This is a genomic window from Salipiger bermudensis (assembly GCF_019801965.1).
Classification (GTDB): domain Bacteria; phylum Pseudomonadota; class Alphaproteobacteria; order Rhodobacterales; family Rhodobacteraceae; genus Salipiger; species Salipiger bermudensis_A.
On record NZ_JAHVIA010000007.1, the window covers coordinates 301,136 to 316,513 of the forward strand.

The 15,378-nt window shown below is 68.9% G+C and carries 16 protein-coding genes; 10 read left to right on the forward strand and 6 right to left on the reverse strand.

Annotation, left to right across the window (positions count from 1 at the left end):
- Positions 1 to 100 precede the first annotated feature (100 nt).
- The 6 genes from cobA (at position 101) to KUV62_RS17145 (ending at position 5,057) form a co-directional block, all read left to right on the forward strand.
- The gene (cobA, locus tag KUV62_RS17120) at positions 101 to 874 is read left to right on the forward strand and encodes a uroporphyrinogen-III C-methyltransferase (protein WP_222604941.1); all 774 of its coding nucleotides are present in this window, start codon (positions 101 to 103) and stop codon (positions 872 to 874) included.
- Positions 874 to 1,173: a DUF2849 domain-containing protein gene (locus KUV62_RS17125; RefSeq protein ID WP_222604942.1), complete on the forward strand. Its 300-nt coding sequence runs from the start codon at positions 874 to 876 to the stop codon at positions 1,171 to 1,173. Before cobA ends, KUV62_RS17125 begins: the two co-directional genes overlap by 1 nt.
- A gap of 65 nt (positions 1,174 to 1,238) precedes the next feature.
- Positions 1,239 to 2,912 carry a nitrite/sulfite reductase gene (locus KUV62_RS17130; RefSeq protein ID WP_222604943.1) on the forward strand — a complete coding sequence of 558 codons (1,674 nt, stop codon included), beginning with the start codon at positions 1,239 to 1,241 and terminating at the stop codon, positions 2,910 to 2,912.
- 4 nt (positions 2,913 to 2,916) lie between these two features.
- Positions 2,917 to 3,708 carry a phosphoadenylyl-sulfate reductase gene (locus KUV62_RS17135; RefSeq protein WP_222604944.1) on the forward strand — a complete coding sequence of 264 codons (792 nt, stop codon included), beginning with the start codon at positions 2,917 to 2,919 and terminating at the stop codon, positions 3,706 to 3,708.
- The gene (locus KUV62_RS17140) at positions 3,705 to 4,088 is read left to right on the forward strand and encodes a DUF934 domain-containing protein (RefSeq protein ID WP_222604945.1); all 384 of its coding nucleotides are present in this window, start codon (positions 3,705 to 3,707) and stop codon (positions 4,086 to 4,088) included. The genes KUV62_RS17135 and KUV62_RS17140 overlap by 4 nt, the downstream gene beginning before the upstream one ends.
- Positions 4,089 to 4,193: 105 nt before the next feature.
- Positions 4,194 to 5,057: a ferredoxin--NADP reductase gene (locus KUV62_RS17145; RefSeq protein ID WP_222604946.1), complete on the forward strand. Its 864-nt coding sequence runs from the start codon at positions 4,194 to 4,196 to the stop codon at positions 5,055 to 5,057.
- Between the two features lie 181 nt (positions 5,058 to 5,238).
- Here KUV62_RS17145 and KUV62_RS17150 read toward each other — a convergent pair whose 3' ends face one another.
- Positions 5,239 to 5,859, reverse strand: coding sequence for a hypothetical protein (locus KUV62_RS17150; RefSeq protein ID WP_222604947.1), 621 nt, complete (start codon positions 5,857 to 5,859; stop codon positions 5,239 to 5,241).
- A gap of 313 nt (positions 5,860 to 6,172) precedes the next feature.
- Between KUV62_RS17150 and infC the strand changes: the two genes are divergently transcribed.
- On the forward strand, positions 6,173 to 6,718 hold the full coding sequence (infC, locus tag KUV62_RS17155; RefSeq protein WP_222605008.1) for a translation initiation factor IF-3: 546 nt from the start codon (positions 6,173 to 6,175) through the stop codon (positions 6,716 to 6,718).
- 226 nt (positions 6,719 to 6,944) lie between these two features.
- Here infC and KUV62_RS17160 read toward each other — a convergent pair whose 3' ends face one another.
- From KUV62_RS17160 to KUV62_RS17175, 4 genes are all read right to left on the reverse strand, one after another.
- A complete protein-coding gene (locus KUV62_RS17160) occupies positions 6,945 to 7,934 on the reverse strand; it encodes a molybdopterin-binding protein (RefSeq protein ID WP_222604948.1) in 990 nt (329 codons plus the stop codon).
- Positions 7,931 to 8,899 (reverse strand): XdhC family protein, encoded by a 969-nt coding sequence (locus KUV62_RS17165; protein WP_222604949.1) that lies wholly within the window; start codon positions 8,897 to 8,899, stop codon positions 7,931 to 7,933. The genes KUV62_RS17160 and KUV62_RS17165 overlap by 4 nt, the downstream gene beginning before the upstream one ends.
- 73 nt (positions 8,900 to 8,972) lie before the next feature.
- Complete coding sequence (locus tag KUV62_RS17170) at positions 8,973 to 10,166, reverse strand: DegT/DnrJ/EryC1/StrS family aminotransferase (RefSeq protein WP_222604950.1); 1,194 nt, start codon at positions 10,164 to 10,166, stop codon at positions 8,973 to 8,975.
- 47 nt (positions 10,167 to 10,213) lie between these two features.
- Positions 10,214 to 11,083, reverse strand: coding sequence for a LysR family transcriptional regulator (locus KUV62_RS17175; RefSeq protein ID WP_222604951.1), 870 nt, complete (start codon positions 11,081 to 11,083; stop codon positions 10,214 to 10,216).
- Between the two features lie 105 nt (positions 11,084 to 11,188).
- Between KUV62_RS17175 and KUV62_RS17180 the strand changes: the two genes are divergently transcribed.
- Positions 11,189 to 11,401 carry a hypothetical protein gene (locus tag KUV62_RS17180; protein ID WP_222604952.1) on the forward strand — a complete coding sequence of 71 codons (213 nt, stop codon included), beginning with the start codon at positions 11,189 to 11,191 and terminating at the stop codon, positions 11,399 to 11,401.
- Here the strand turns inward: KUV62_RS17180 and KUV62_RS17185 are convergent.
- A complete protein-coding gene (locus tag KUV62_RS17185; protein WP_222604953.1) occupies positions 11,391 to 12,065 on the reverse strand; it encodes an HAD-IA family hydrolase in 675 nt (224 codons plus the stop codon). The genes KUV62_RS17180 and KUV62_RS17185 overlap by 11 nt on opposite strands.
- 111 nt (positions 12,066 to 12,176) lie before the next feature.
- On the opposite strand from KUV62_RS17185, the gene glmU reads away from it, so the two are divergent.
- Both glmU and glmS read left to right on the forward strand, forming a co-directional pair.
- Positions 12,177 to 13,526 (forward strand): bifunctional UDP-N-acetylglucosamine diphosphorylase/glucosamine-1-phosphate N-acetyltransferase GlmU, encoded by a 1,350-nt coding sequence (glmU, locus tag KUV62_RS17190; protein WP_222604954.1) that lies wholly within the window; start codon positions 12,177 to 12,179, stop codon positions 13,524 to 13,526.
- A 5-nt stretch (positions 13,527 to 13,531) separates the two neighbouring features.
- Entirely contained in the window at positions 13,532 to 15,349 is a 1,818-nt protein-coding gene (gene glmS, locus KUV62_RS17195) for a glutamine--fructose-6-phosphate transaminase (isomerizing) (protein WP_222604955.1), read from the forward strand.
- Positions 15,350 to 15,378: the final 29 nt, after the last annotated feature.

The following is a 15,378-nucleotide window of genomic DNA, read 5'->3' on the forward strand; positions in this document are numbered from 1 at the left end:
CAGAGAGAACAAAGTTCTTTAAAACCGCCCCCTCCTAGCGGGAAAGGGGGAAAATGTTCTATATTTCCGTGAGCGAAACACTCACAGCGGACGGACCCACATGGCACATACCTCCCAGACCCCGCCCCGCGGGCACGTGGCCTTTGTCGGCGCCGGCCCCGGCGACCCGGAGCTTCTGACCGTCCGTGCCCTGCGCGAGATCCAGGAGGCCGAGGTCATCCTGCACGACCAGCTCGTGCCCGAAGCGATCCTGTCGCTGGCCTCAGCGACCGCCACGCTGGTGCCCGTCGGCAAGAAGGGCTTCGGCCCGTCGATGAAGCAGGGGGATATCAATGCCCTCATCATCGCGCACGCGCAAAGCGGTGCCCGCGTGATCCGCCTCAAGGCTGGGGATCCCGGCGTGTTCGGCCGGCTCGACGAGGAAACCGAGGCGCTCGACGCCGCCGGCATCCCCTACCACGTCACCCCGGGCCTGACCGCCTCGACCGCCGCCGCCGCCAGCCTCGGCGTCTCACTCACCAAGCGCGGCCGCAACTCCGACCTGCGCCTGCTCACCGGGCATGACGTCAAGGGCTTCGCCGAGCAGGACTGGCGCACGCTGGCCCGCCCAGGTGCCGTCGCCGCGATCTACATGGGCAAGCGCGCCGCGCGGTTCCTGCAGGGACGGCTGATGATGCATGGTGCCGATCCCGCCACCCCGGTGACCGCGGTCGAAAACGCCTCGCGCCCCAACGAGCGCCACATCGCCACCACCCTCGCCATGCTGGCCGCCGATCTCGATGCCGCCGAGCTCGATGGCCCCGCCGTGCTGCTGCTGGGCCTCGCCCCGCAGGCGGCCCGCGCCCTCGCAATCGCCAGACAGGAGGTTTCCTGATGCCCAAGGCCTTTACCCCGAAAGTCGTCACCGCCAATGCCCTGCTCGAGGGCGACGTGATCTACCTCGCCGCCGATGACCGCTGGGTCCGGCGCCTCGACGAGGCCGAGATCATCACCGACGAGGCCATCGCGCAGCTTCGCCTGCTCGACGCGCAGGCCCGCGCCTCCGAGGCGGTCGGCGTCTACCTCGCCGACATGGCCCCCACCGAGGCTGGACCGCAGCCCACGCATTTCCGCGAGGAGTTCCGCGCCACCGGCCCGTCCAACTACCACCACGGCAAGCAGGCCGCCGGCTGAGGCCGCGCCCCTTCTCGAAGACATTTGCGGGGTCCATCCGTGACCCCCGCGGGAGAGACTGACAGATGTACAGCTACACAGAGTTCGACACAGCCTTCGTTGCAGAGCGCAACCGCCAGTTCCGTCAGCAGGTGGAGCGCCGCATCTCCGGGGCCCTCACGGAGGACGAGTTCAAGCCGCTGCGCCTGATGAACGGCCTCTATCTCCAGCTGCACGCCTACATGCTGCGCGTGGCGATCCCCTATGGCACCCTCAACGGCGCGCAGATGGACCAGCTCGCGCTGCTGGCCGAGAAGTGGGACAAGGGCTACGGCCATTTCACCACCCGCCAGAACATCCAGTACAATTGGCCCGAGCTGCGCGACGTGCCCGACATGCTCGACGCGCTGGCCGAGGTCGGCATGCACGCCATCCAGACCTCGGGCAACACCATCCGCAACGTGACCGCCGATCACTTCGCCGGCGCCGCCGCCGACGAGGTCGCCGACCCGCGCCCCGTCGCCGAGCTGCTGCGTCAGTGGTCGACCGATCACCCCGAATTCCAGTTCCTGCCGCGCAAGTTCAAGATCGCCGTCACCGGCGCCGAGAACGACCGCGCCGTGATCAAGGCGCATGACATCGGCATCCAGGTCGTCGAGCATGACGGCGAGATCGGCTACCGCGTCCTTGTGGGCGGCGGGCTTGGCCGCACCCCGATGATCGGCAAGGAGCTCGCGCCCTTCGTACCGCAGGCCGATCTGCTGCCCTATGTCGAGGCCGTGGTCTCGGTCTGGAACCTGCTCGGCCGGCGCGACAACAAGTACAAGGCCCGCATCAAGATCACCGTGCACGAGCACGGCATTGACGAGATCCGCGAGCGGGTCGCGGCGCGCTTTGCCGAGACCAAGGCGGCGTTCGGCGGCGTCGATCTCGAGCTCTTCGAGGAGATCGAGGCGCAGTTCGCCCCGCCCGCCTTCCGCAACGCGCCGACCGAGGCGTTCGATGCCGCCTACGAGGCCGACCCGGTGTTCCGCGCCTGGTGCGACAGCAACCTCACCGCGCACAAGGCCGGCGGCTATGCCATCGCGCAGATCAGCCTCAAGGCCCACGGCAAGACCCCGGGCGATGCCACCGCCGAGCAGATGCGCGTGATGGCCGATCTCGCCCGCCGCTTCGGCCATGACGAGCTGCGCATCACCCACGAGCAGAACGTGGTGCTGCCGCATGTCCACAAGTCCGACCTGCCCGAGATCCACAAGATCCTGAAGGCGCATGGTCTGGCGACGGCCAATATCGGCAAGATCTCGGACATCATCGCCTGCCCCGGCATGGATTACTGCGCGCTGGCGACCGCCCGCTCGATTCCCATCGCGCAGGAGATCGCGACCCGGTTCGACGAGCTGAAGATCGAAAACGAGATTGGCGAGCTGAAGATCAAGATCTCCGGTTGCATCAACGCCTGCGGCCACCATCACGTGGGCCATATCGGCATCCTCGGCCTTGATCGTGCCGGCGTGGAGAACTACCAGATCACCCTTGGGGGTGATGCCACCGAGACCGCGAGCCTCGGGGAACGCACCGGGCCCGGCTTCCCGGCGGAAGAGGTGGTGCCCGCGATCGAACGCATCGTGGACGCCTACATGCAACATCGAGAAGGACCCGGCGAAAGCTTCCTGCAAACCTACCGCCGCATCGGTATGGCCCCCTTCAAGACGGCGCTCTACGGCGAGGACGCAGGCAAGCGGCAGCGGGCTGCGTGACCGCATGAGCTTTCAATCCCTCCCTGACACGCAGGCCTCCGGTGCGCCCGCGCTCGGCGCCGATGCGCTGGCCGATCTGCGCCAACGGGTCGCGGCGCTGAACGCGCGTTACCGGCATCACGGCGCGGTCTCGGTGCTCGAGGGCGCGCTGCGCGATCCCGAGGCAGGCGAGATCGCCATGGTGTCGTCCTTCGGCGCCGAGTCGATCGCGCTCCTGCACCTCGTGGCGATGATCGACCGCAAGACGCCGGTGCTGTTCATCGACACGCGGCTGCTGTTTGCCGAGACGCTGGTCTACCAGCAGGACGTGGCCGAGCGGCTGCATCTCGAGGACGTGCGGGTGATCCGCACCGACGAGACGATGCTGGCGCAGCGCGATCCGAATGACGACCTGCGCCTGAGCAGCACCGATGCCTGCTGTGCGCTGCGCAAGACGGTGCCTCTGGAGCAGGCGCTGTCGGGCTTCGACGGCTGGATCACCGGCCGCAAGCGCTTCCAGTCGGCGACCCGGCAGGCGCTCGAGTTCTTCGAGCTCGAGGACGCGACCGGCCGCATCAAGGTCAACCCGCTGGCGCATTGGGCGCCGGAGGATGTCCGGGCCTACATGGACGAGAACCGCCTGCCCCGGCACCCGCTGGTGGCCAAGGGCTACCCGTCGATCGGCTGCGCGCCGTGCACCTCCCCGGTGGCCGAGGGCGAAGACCCGCGGTCGGGGCGCTGGCGCGGCGAAGAGAAAGTGGAATGCGGCATCCATTTTGCCAATGGCCGCATGGTGAGACAAGGACCGAGCACATGAGCATCATCGTCACCGACGCGGGCTTCGCGCCCGACGACTGGAGCGCCGGCTTCGAGGCCGAGACCGTGCGCGACCTGCCCTCCGACACCGCGCCCGAGGCGCTGGACTTCGACGCCGACACCCAGATGATCCGCATCGACTTCCCGAGCTTCGCCGACGGCCGCGGCTTCACGCTGGCCCGGCTGCTGCGCCTGCGCGGCTATACCGGCCGCCTGCGTGCCAAGGGCCACGTGATCTCGGATCAATATGCCATGGCGCGCCGTTCGGGCTTCGACGAGGTCGAGATCTCCGAGGAGCTCGCCGCGCGCCAGCCCGAGGCCGACTGGCTCTTCCGCTCAAATTGGCAGCAGCACGACTACCAGAGCCGCATGCGCGGCTGAGTCATCTTCCAATCCATACGAAAACGCTCTAGAAAGGGACTCGAGTTTCGTTCGCCTACAAATGAATTTCATGCTATGTAGGCGCGACGTTTCGAGTTGATTGCCATGACCGAGATGAGCCCCGTGACCGATACCAACGCCGCCAAAGCCGAAGCGCCCAAGAAGATGGTGCTGCCCGACGCCCAGACCGTGACCGAGGTCAAGCACTGGACCGACCGCCTGTTCTCGTTCCGCGTGACGCGTCCGGCCAGCCTGCGCTTCCGCTCGGGCGAGTTCGTGATGATCGGCCTGATGGGCGATCCGCATCCCGAGACCGGCAAGCAGAAACCCCTGCTGCGCGCCTATTCGATCGCCTCGCCCTCCTGGGACGAAGAGCTCGAGTTCTACTCGATCAAGGTGCAGGACGGCCCGCTGACCTCGAAGCTGCAGCACATCCAGCCCGGCGACGAGATCATCCTGCGCCCGAAGCCCGTCGGCACGCTGGTGCATGACGCGCTGCTGCCCGGCAAGCGCATCTGGTTCTTCGCCACCGGCACCGGCTTCGCGCCCTTCGCCTCGCTGCTGCGCGAGCCGCAGACCTACGCCGATTACGACGAGGTCATCATCACCCATACCTGCCGCGAGGCCGGTGAGCTCAAGTATGGCGCCGAGCTGATCGAAAGCCTGAAGACCGACGAGCTGCTCAACGAGCTGATCGGCGAGGGCTTCTGGAAGAAGATCAAGTACTACCCGACCACGACCCGCGAGGAGAGCGCCAAGATGGGCCGGATCACCGACCTGATGCGCTCGGGCGAGGCCTTCGCCGATCTCGGCGTCGCGCCGCTCAACCCCGAGACCGACCGCGCGATGATCTGCGGCAACCTCGCCTTCAACCTCGAGCTCAAGGAGATGTTCGAGGAATACGGGCTCGAGGAAGGCGCCAATTCCGATCCCAAGCATTACGTGGTCGAAAAGGCGTTTCTCGACTGAGATCGCCCTGCTTCGCTTGTGCCGCAGTCACGCCCCCGCCCTCACCGGCGGGGGTCTTGCGTTGGGCCGCGACTGGCCCTGGATAGGCTGAGTGCGAAGGATCGGAGAAAAGCCCGGCACCCGTCCGGCCCGACATGGCCGGGGCGCCGCGCCGGCGTCGGGCGCGGCACCAAGGTCAGGGTCAGTCGTACTCGGCCTGCGACTGCGCGGCGTTGCGGGCGTCGATGCTCAGGAGCAGCGCGAAGAACAGCACCGCCAGCGCGCCGGCGGTGTAGACCGACATGCCGTCGAGCAGCGGAATCGCGAAGGCCGACTCGGGCTCGAAGGAATTGCCGGCCACGATCGCCACGAAGCTCGAGAGCCCCACCACCGCCATCAGGCCGGGCACCAGCGTGGCCGCGAGGCGCAGCGTGGCGAGCACCGTCGCCGCGGCGACGATCAGGCCGATCGCGGTGCCGTGCGACATCCGGTCGGAGGGCGCGAGCACGTGCTCGAACACAAGGTGATCGATGTCGGTACCACCGATCAGCGACAGCGACAGGTTGACCAGCGCCAGCGCGATGGTCGCGCAAGCGAGCGTCCGCGCGAGCCGCGCGGACAGCGGCGCGGTCATCCCCAGCATCGGCAGGCAGAGATAGAGCATCGCAAGGCACAGCGCCGTGCTCGGCACCGTGCTGGCAAGCTGCGGAGCCGGCCGCACGAGCAGATCGACGCCCAACGCCCAGCCGCCGAGCACACACAGCATCATCAGCGCGCCGAGAGCGGCGAGGATCCGAACAAGGACGTGATGTTCGCGGGTCATTTCAAACGTGCCGTCGAGCAGAGGGAGTTGAGCAGGCTCACCGCATTCTACCGAAACTCGTGAGAATTCTGCAAGTCCGTGTTTGCACCAGCCAACGCGCCTCCTCCGCCGCTTGCGCCGCGTCCTCGGCAAGAATGGCGGCGCCGCGAGACCGTCGCTGCGACCCGAGGCCGCGCCCCCGGGAGGGCCCCAGGCAGCGCCGCCCCGGCGCCGCTGGCGGATCTGCCATGCAGCCAGCAATAATCGCTTGAAACACTGGGCCGGCAGCCCTATTTTGCGCCTCCAAAGTGTTCACGGTAAAAGGACCGATACCATAGCTCGCAGACCTCACAACGCGCCCCCCACGCGCGACACCGGCCCCCGCGTCAACGATCGCATCCGGGCCCCTGAAATCCGTCTGATCGGCGCCGAAGGCGAGAACCTGGGCGTCCAGCCCCCGCGACGCGCGATGGAGCTGGCCGAGCAGGCCGGGCTCGACCTCGTCGAGATCTCGCCCAATGCCAATCCGCCGGTCTGCAAGATCATGGACTTCGGCAAGTTCAAGTACGAACAGCAGAAGCGCGAATCCGAAGCCCGCAAGAAGCAGAAGATCATCGAGGTCAAAGAGGTGAAGTTCCGCCCCGGCACCGACACCCACGACTACGACGTGAAGATGCGCAACGTGCTGAAGTTCCTCGAGAAGGGCGACAAGGTGAAGATCACCCTGCGGTTCCGCGGTCGCGAGATGGCGCACCAGAACCTCGGCCGCGAGCTGCTCGAGCGGGTGGCGGAAGACGTCAAGGAGCTCGGCAAGGTCGAGAACATGCCGAAGATGGAAGGCCGCCAGATGATCATGATGATCGGACCGCTGGCGAAGTAGTCTCCGCCCTTTAGCACGACAGACCGACAGACCGACCCGCCGCTTCGCCGGCGGGTTTTTCTTTGCGTGGGGGCTTTGGCCGGAGCTTTGGGTCTTGGGGGGGGGGCGTCTGGCTGGCCTCCGTTTGTCTGGCTAGGCGTGTCCTGGGGGCGCTGCCCCCGTCCGCGCGGGGCGCGGCCTCCCCCGAGGTATTTTTGAACCAGAGAAGACGAGCGGGGCGGTGGGCTCAGGACTCGCGCGGACGCGGGCGCGAGGGGGGCTCCTTGAGGAGGCCTCCGACGCCCATGGCGCTGATCTCCTGCGCGGTGACCTCGATGCCGCAGAGCATGCGCTCGAGCACCCAGTCGGCGCCGTTGAGGGCCGGCGAGCGGGCGCAGCCCGGAAGGCCGATCACCGGGCGGTCGCCGAGCCTGCCGAAGAACAGCAGGTTGCCGGGATCGACCGGCATGCCGAAATGGGTGACCTCGCCACCGGCGGCACGCAGCGCCTCGGGCGCGGTGTCGTGCAGGTCGGAGGTGGCGGAGCCGGTCAGGATCAGGATGATCTCGGCCTCGCTCTCGGCGATGGCGGCGGCGAGCGGCGCGATGTCATGCGGCACGGCGACATCGGGCAGCATCGGCACGCCCATGCGTGCGAGCCGGCCGGCCACCGCGCGGCGGCCCTTCTGCGGCGGCCCGGCGCCGATCACCGTCTCGATGAGCTGGGCGTTTCGACGGGTTACCGGGCGCAGGCTCAGCGCGCCGCCGGCGGCGGCGCAGGCCGCATCGAGGGCGGCGCCGGGCACCGCGTAGGAGATGATCTTGATCGTCGCCGCCATGCCGCGCTCAGGCAGGCTCTGGAACGGGCGCACCGTCGCCACCGTGATCATCGGGTGCACCGCGTTGATCGCATTGATGCGCGCGGCATCGACCGCCACCACGCCGATCCGCGTGGCGTGCAGGTTGACCCGGCCGGTGCTGGCGGCGCCGATGCGCAGCCCGGCGGCCTCGGGATCGGGCAGGATGGCGCGGGCCAGGCTCGCTGCCGCCTCGTCCTCGGCGATATCGCCGGGCTCGAGCCGGGCGACCACCACTTCGGTGAGACCGGCCGCGGACAGGGCGGCGAGATTGGCCGGGCTCAGCACGGTGCCCTTGCGCAGGCGCCCCGAGGACAGCGCCTCGGAATGGGCCAGCACGTGGCCCGCGGCCTCGGCCACGGGGACGGGGCCGAATTTCACGCGCCCTTCCTCAGCACGGCGGTCATCTGGGCCAGGATCGAGACGGCGATCTCGGAGGGGCCGGCGGCGCCGATATCGAGCCCCACGGGGCCGTGGATGCGGGCGATCTCGGCCTCGGAGAAGCCCGCCTCCTGCATCCGCGCCACGCGCTTGGCATGGGTGCGGGTGGAGCCCAGCGCGCCGATGTAGAAGCAGCGCGAGCGCAGCGCCAGCATGAGCGCCGGGTCGTCGAGCTTGGGGTCGTGGGTCAGCAGCACCAGCGCGGTGCGGCTGTCGAGGCCGAGCTGTTCCACCGCCTCGTCGGGCCACTCGTTGAGCAGCCTCTCGCCGGGGAAGCGGGCGGCGGCCCCGAAGGTTTCGCGCGGGTCGACGATGGCCGGGTCGTAGCCCGCGATGCGCGCCATCGGCACCAGCGCCTGCGCGATATGCACCGCGCCCACCACGATGAGCCGCAGCGGCGGGTTGTGGATCGCAACGAAGGTCCGGCTCTCCTCCTCGAAGCCGGAGCGGTCCATGCGGAAGCGCGTCTCGTGCCCGTCGTGGTCGAGCCGGCGGGCGCCGGTGTCGAGGTCGACCACGTAGGCCACCGGCTCGCGCGCGGCGCGGGCGGCGCAGAGATCCGCCAGCAGCGCCTCGGGCAGCGCGCTGCCCACCGGCTCGACCAGCACCCGGATGGTACCGCCGCAGGCCAGCCCCACGGCGAAGGCATCGCCATCGGAGACGCCGAATTCCAGCTCGCGAGGGGCGCCCTCCTCGAGCGCCTCCAACGCCTCGACGATCACCGCCCCCTCGACGCAGCCGCCCGAGACCGAGCCCTCGATCTCAGCGGCACCCGAGATCGCCAGCTGCGCGCCGACGCGGCGCGGGGCCGAGCCCCAGGTCTCGATCACGGTGGCGAGCACGGCGCCCCTGCCCTCGCGGTGCCAGGCCAGCGCGGTTTCCGGAATGCTGTCGGTCTGGGTCATCGGTTTGTCTCCCGGTTTCAGTCTGCCACGGGGCGGGACGCGCCGCCCTGCGCCATTGGTCGGATGTGGCCGCTCAGCCCTGCTGGTGCACCGCCGAGACCTCGGCGCGGATGATGCGGGCGATCTGGGCGCAATCATCAACGCTGAAGGTCAGCGGCAGGCGCATGTCGAGCAGCCCCGCCAGCACCCGGTCTGTGCGCGGCAGCGGCGCGCTCTCGGCGTAGCGCCAGCTGTCGTAGCGCGAGGTGAAAGCCACCGGCTCGGCGCCGCCGAACCACTTGAGCTCGACGCCACGCGCGGCGCAGCGGCGCAGCACCTCCTGGACCGCCTCCGCCGCCCAGTCGAGCAGCAGCATCTGGATCGAGGAGCCGACATACCGCTCGGGCTCGGGACGGTCGATCAGGGTCAGCCCCGGCAGGTCGCGCAGGCCATGTTCGACCGTGCGGTAGCGTTCGTTCCAGCGGGCGACCTGGGCGTCCAGAGCGCGCAGCTGCGGGCGCAGGATGGCGGCGCGCAGGTTGTCCATGCGGCCCGAGACGTTGGGGGTGTGGTATTTCACCCGCTCGAAGACCTCCGGGTCCGGCGCCGCGAGGTGGCGTTCGTAGAGCATGTAGGAGCCCGAGAGGATCACCGCGCGGGCGGCGATCTCTTCGTCATCGGTGACGAGGAAGCCGCCCTCGCCGGAATTCACATGCTTGTAAGTCTGGGTCGAGTAGCAGCCCACCGCGCCGTGGCGGCCCGAGGGCACGCCGTTCCACGCCGCCCCCATAGTGTGGGCGCAATCCTCGATCACCGTGACCCCGGCGGCATCGCAAAGCGCCATGAGACGGTCCATGTCGCAAAGGTGCCCGCGCATGTGGCTGAGCATCAACACGCGGGCCTGCCCGAGCTTGGCGGCGAGATCGTCGAGATCGATGACCAGATCCTCGGTGACGCCGACAAAGACCGGTGTCGCGCCGACCGAGGCGATGGCCCCGGGGACCGGCGCAAGGGTGAAGGCGTTGGTCAGCACCGCTTCGCCGGACTGCACCCCCACGGCGCGCAGGGCGCAGCCGAGCGCGTAGCCGCCGGAGGCCACGGCGAGCGCGTAGCGGGCGCCGGTGAGCCCGGCCACCTCCTGCTCGAGCAGCGCGGTTTCCGAGAGCTCGCCGGGCGCGGTGTTGTAGCGGTGCAGGCGGCCGTGGCGGAGCACCGCGAGCGCGGCCTCGATGCCATCCTCGGGGATCGGCTCCTGCTGGGTGAAACTTCCGGTAAAGCGCTCTGTCATGCGCCGTTTCTGCGCCCCGGCGGGCGCCACGTCAATCACCCCGCCGCTCAAGATTTTTCGGACGAAACATCTTCTGCCCCGAGGCCGCGCCGGTCGGGGGCGCAAAGCAGCGCGTAAAGCGCATCGAGGGCGGCGCGCACCGGCGGGTCGTGGCGGGCATCGTGATGCGAGACCAGCCATTCGTCGTGGCTCAGCGCCGCGATCGGATCGGAAACCCGCACCAGCCCCGGCTCCACGTCGCCGGCGAAGCACGGCATCACCACCCGCGCCACGCCGCCCAGCGCCAGGTCGAGCGCGAGGCGGGCGTCGGAGGCGTGGGTGGTGATCTCGTCGGGGCGGGTCTCGCGCAGCCAGCGCTCCGAGGGCGTGGTCGCGGCGCCCGGTGGCAGGGTGACATAGCCCTGCACCTGCGCGTCGCGCGCATAGACCGCGTAGTCGAGCCGCACGGTCCTGCGCCCGGCCAGCCAGGGCTGCTCGGGGCGGCGATTGCGGATGCCGATATCGGCGGCGCGGCGGGCGATGTCGAGATCGGCGTTGGAGGCGGCAAACTCCGGCATCCACGGCGCGCCGGGCGCCCAGACCCGCGCCAGCCCGCGCCCGAGATAACGCGAGGTCCAGAGCCCGGCGGTGATGCGCACCCGCACGGCCCCATCGCGCGCCTGCCAGCGCGCCAGCCGCGCCGCCTGCCCGCGCAGCCCGCGCATCTCATCGACCAGTTGCCGGCCCTCGGCGGTCAGCCCGTAGCGCTGCGCGCCGCGCTGGAACAGGCGCAGCCCCATGCGGCGCTCGAACTCCGCCATGCGGCGGCTCAGCGTCGGCTGGCTCGCCCCGGTGATCGCGGCGGCACCGGCCAGCGTCCCGGCCTCGGCGATGGCGAGAAACAGCATCACGTCATCGAGGCTGGGCGCATCTTTCATTTTTAAAACTCACCTTCGGGACATCGCGACTGAACGCACCTCTCCTCCCCCGTTATCGTTGGGAGCAGGACAAGCACGCCTTTCAATATCAGAAGGAGAGCCGCAATGCAGGTTCTATTGCTCCCGCTGCGCCGCACCGCAGACAGGCCGAGCGGCTACGCGCTCGAAAAGCAGGCAGCGCTGGCCGAACTGGTGGCGCTGAAGCGCGCAAGACGGCGTGCGACATGGCTGACGCCGTGGCGCAGCCTGCGCCGCCTGATGCCCCCGCGCACGTGGCCGAGGCTCCATCGAAACCGAAGCCGCAGCCTCAGCCGATGAGCCGCGAGACCTCGCCCGCCAGTTCGTCGAAATGGCCGATGAGGCCTTCGGGGGCGAGATCGCGCACCGCCTCGCCATCGGGACCGAAGGTCACGAGGATGCAGGGCACGCCCGCCGCCGCCGCGGTCTTGCGGTCGGTCTCGGTGTCGCCGATCAGGCAACTGCGGCCCACATCGCCGCCGAGCCGCGCCACCACCTCGGTGTAGGGCAGCGGGTCGGGCTTGCGCACCGGCAGCGTGTCTGCGCCGATCAGCGCCCCGAACATGTCGCGTATGCCGAGCTTCTGAAGCAGCGTCTCGGCCAGCCCCTCGGGCTTGTTGGTGCAGATGCCCACCCGCCAACCATCGCCGCGCAGCCCCTCGACCGCCTCGACCGCGCCCGGGTAGAGCCGGGTATGGACGTCGATCGCCGCGCCATAGGCGGCGAGCAGCTGCGGATACCAGCGCTCCACCACCTCGGCCTCATAGGCGCCCGCCCGCTCAAGCCCCAGCTTCAGCATCGCCCGCGCACCGCGAAACGCGGTATGCGCATCGCCCGCCGGATCGAGCCGCGCGGCCGAGCCCGCGTCATAGCCCATTTCGGAAAAACACCAGTTGGCGGCGGCGATCAGGTCGCCGCTGGTGTCGGCCAGCGTGCCGTCGAGATCGAAGATGACCGTGCGCATCGGGATACCTCCGGTTGTCACATCACGACATTCAACGTGATGGATGCGATCTTGCTCCTGCCCCCTGAGCCGATAGAACGGGCAAAGACAGAACACAAACGGGAAACCGGCATGAGCATCGCCCTGATCATCCTTGCTGCGGGCAAGGGCACCCGCATGGAGTCCGACCTGCCCAAGGTGCTGCACCGCATCGCCCACGCGCCGATGCTGTGGCATGCGATGCGCGCCGGACAGAGCCTCGAGCCCGAGCGCAGCATCGTCGTGGCCGGCCACGAGGCCGAGCAGGTGGCCGCCTCGGCGCAGGAGTTCGACCCCGAGGCGCGGGTGGTGATCCAGTCCGAGCAGCTCGGCACCGCCCACGCCGTGCGCCAGGCCGGACCGGAGCTCGAGGGCTTCGACGGCGACGCCATCGTGCTTTACGGCGACACCCCCTTCATCAGCCAGGAAACCCTCGAGGAGATGGCCCGCGCCCGCGCCGAGCACGACGTGGTGGTCCTGGGCTTCGAGGCAGCCGATCCGGGCCGCTACGGCCGGCTGGTGACCGAGGGCGATGCGCTGATCCGCATCGTCGAGTACAAGGACGCAACGGATGAAGAGCGCGCGATAAGCCTCTGCAATTCCGGCGTTGTCGCCGCCGATGCCGCGGTGCTGCAAAGCCTGCTTGCCGAGGTGAAGAACGACAACGCCGCCGGCGAATACTACCTCCCCGACATCGTCGAGATCGCCCGCGCCCGCGGCCTTTCCGCCGGCGTCGTGCATTGCGCCGAGGCCGAGACGCTGGGGGTCAATTCCCGCGCCGAGCTGGCCGGGGCCGAGGAGGCCTTCCAGCAGGCGATCCGCGCCCGGCTGATGGCAGACGGCGTCACCCTCCAGGCCCCCGAGACCTGCTGGTTCGCCTGGGACACGGTGATCGGCCGCGACGCCGAGATCGAGCCCAACGTGATCTTTGGCCCCGGCGTCACCATCGAGAGCGGCGCCCGCATCCGAGCCTTCAGCCATCTCGAGGGCTGCCATGTCAGCCGTGGCGCCATCGTCGGCCCCTTCGCGCGGCTGCGCCCCGGCGCCGAGCTGGCCGAGCACACCCACGTGGGCAATTTCGTCGAGATCAAGAACGCCTATCTCGGCGAGGGCGCCAAGGCCAACCACCTGACCTATCTGGGCGACGCCGATATCGGCGAGGGCAGCAATATCGGCGCCGGCACGATCACCTGCAATTATGACGGCGTCTTCAAGCACCGCACCACCATCGGGCGCAACGCCTTCATCGGCTCCGACACCATGCTGGTCGCGCCGGTGACCATCGGCGATGGCGCAATGACCGGCTCCGGCTCGGTCATCACCGACGATGTCGCCCCCGGCGCGCTGGCGCTGGGGCGGGCCAAGCAGGTCGAGAAACCGGGCTTCGCAACCCGGCTCTTCGACATGCTGAAGGCCAAGAAAGCAAAACAGAACAAGGGGTAACGGGCATGTGTGGAATCGTCGGAGTGCTGGGCACGCACGAGGTCTCTCCGATCCTCGTGGAAGCCCTGAGGCGGCTCGAATATCGCGGCTATGACAGCGCTGGCATCGCCACCGTCAACGAGGGCAAGCTCGACCGCCGCCGCGCGGTGGGCAAGCTGGTCAACCTCAGCGACCGGCTGGTGCACGAGCCGCTGCCCGGCAAGGCCGGCATCGGCCACACCCGCTGGGCGACCCATGGTGAACCCAACGAGAAGAACGCCCATCCGCATCGCTCGGGGCCCGTCGCGGTCGTGCATAACGGCATCATCGAGAATTTCCGCGAGCTGCGCGCCGCGCTGGCCGCCGAGGGCAAGCACCCCGAGACCGACACCGACACCGAGACCGTGTCGATGCTGGTCTGCCACTATCTCGAGCAGGGCAAGACCCCGGTCGAGGCCGCCCGCGCCACGCTGGGCCGGCTCGAGGGCGCGTTTGCGCTGGCCTTCCTGTTCGACGGCGAGGAAGACCTGATGATCGCCGCCCGCAAGGGCTCGCCGCTGGCCATCGGCCATGGCGAGGGTGAGATGTTCATCGGCTCGGACGCCATCGCGCTGGCGCCAATGACCGACACCATCACCTATCTCGAGGAAGGCGACTGGGCGGTGATCACCCGCGACGGCGCCGAGATCCGCGACATGGACAACCGGCTCGTGAACCGCGAGGCACGCAAGATCCGCATGGATGCCGCCCGCGTCGACAAGGCCGGCTACAAGCATTTCATGGCCAAGGAGATCGCCGAGCAACCGACGGTTCTGGCCGACGCCCTGACCGCCTATCTCGATGGCGACGAGATCGACATCCCCGGCGAGACGCTGGATTTCGCCAAGATCGACCGGCTGGTGATGGTCGCCTGCGGCACCGCCTACTACGCCTGCCTGACGGCGAAATACTGGTTCGAGAAGCTCGCCCGCCTGCCCGTCGAGGTCGATGTCGCCTCCGAGTTCCGCTACCGCGAGCCGCCGGTTGTCCCCGGCACGGTGGCGCTCTTCGTCAGCCAGTCGGGCGAGACCGCCGACACGCTGGCGGCACTGCGCTACTGCAAGGAGAAGGCCGACCGCATCGTGTCGGTGGTCAATGTCGAGACCAGCTCGATCGCCCGCGAGAGCGATCTGGCGCTGCCGATCCATGCCGGGGTCGAGATCGGCGTGGCCTCGACCAAGGCCTTCACCTGCCAGCTCAACGTGCTGCTTCTGCTGGCCATCAAGGCGGCCTGCGAGCGCGGCCACATGAGCGCCGAGGACAAGAGCCAGCTGCTGGCGCAGCTGCGCGCGCTGCCGGGGCTGTTCAACGCCGCGCTCGACCGCGACGACACCATGGAAGCCGCGGCCCAGAAGATCGCCGAGGCCCGCGACGTGCTCTTCCTCGGCCGCGGCCTGATGTATCCGATCGCATACGAGGGCGCGCTGAAGCTGAAGGAAATCAGCTACATCCATGCCGAAGCTTACGCGTCGGGCGAGCTCAAGCACGGCCCCATCGCGCTGATCGACAAGACCGTGCCCGTGATCGTCATGGCGCCCCATGACGATCTCTTCGACAAGACCGTGTCGAACATGCAGGAGGTCATGGCACGCGGCGGCAAGATCTGCCTTGTCACCGACGCGCGCGGCGCGGCGGAGGCCGGTGAGGGTGTCTGGCAGGTCATCACCCTGCCGGCGGTCGACGACCGCCTCGCGCCGCTGCTCTACGCCCTGCCGGCGCAGCTGCTGGCCTATCACGCGGCGGTCGCCAAGGGCACCGACGTCGACCAGCCGCGCAACCTCGCGAAATCGGTGACGGTCGAGTAAGGACCGCACTCTGCCGGTTTCGCTGGCAC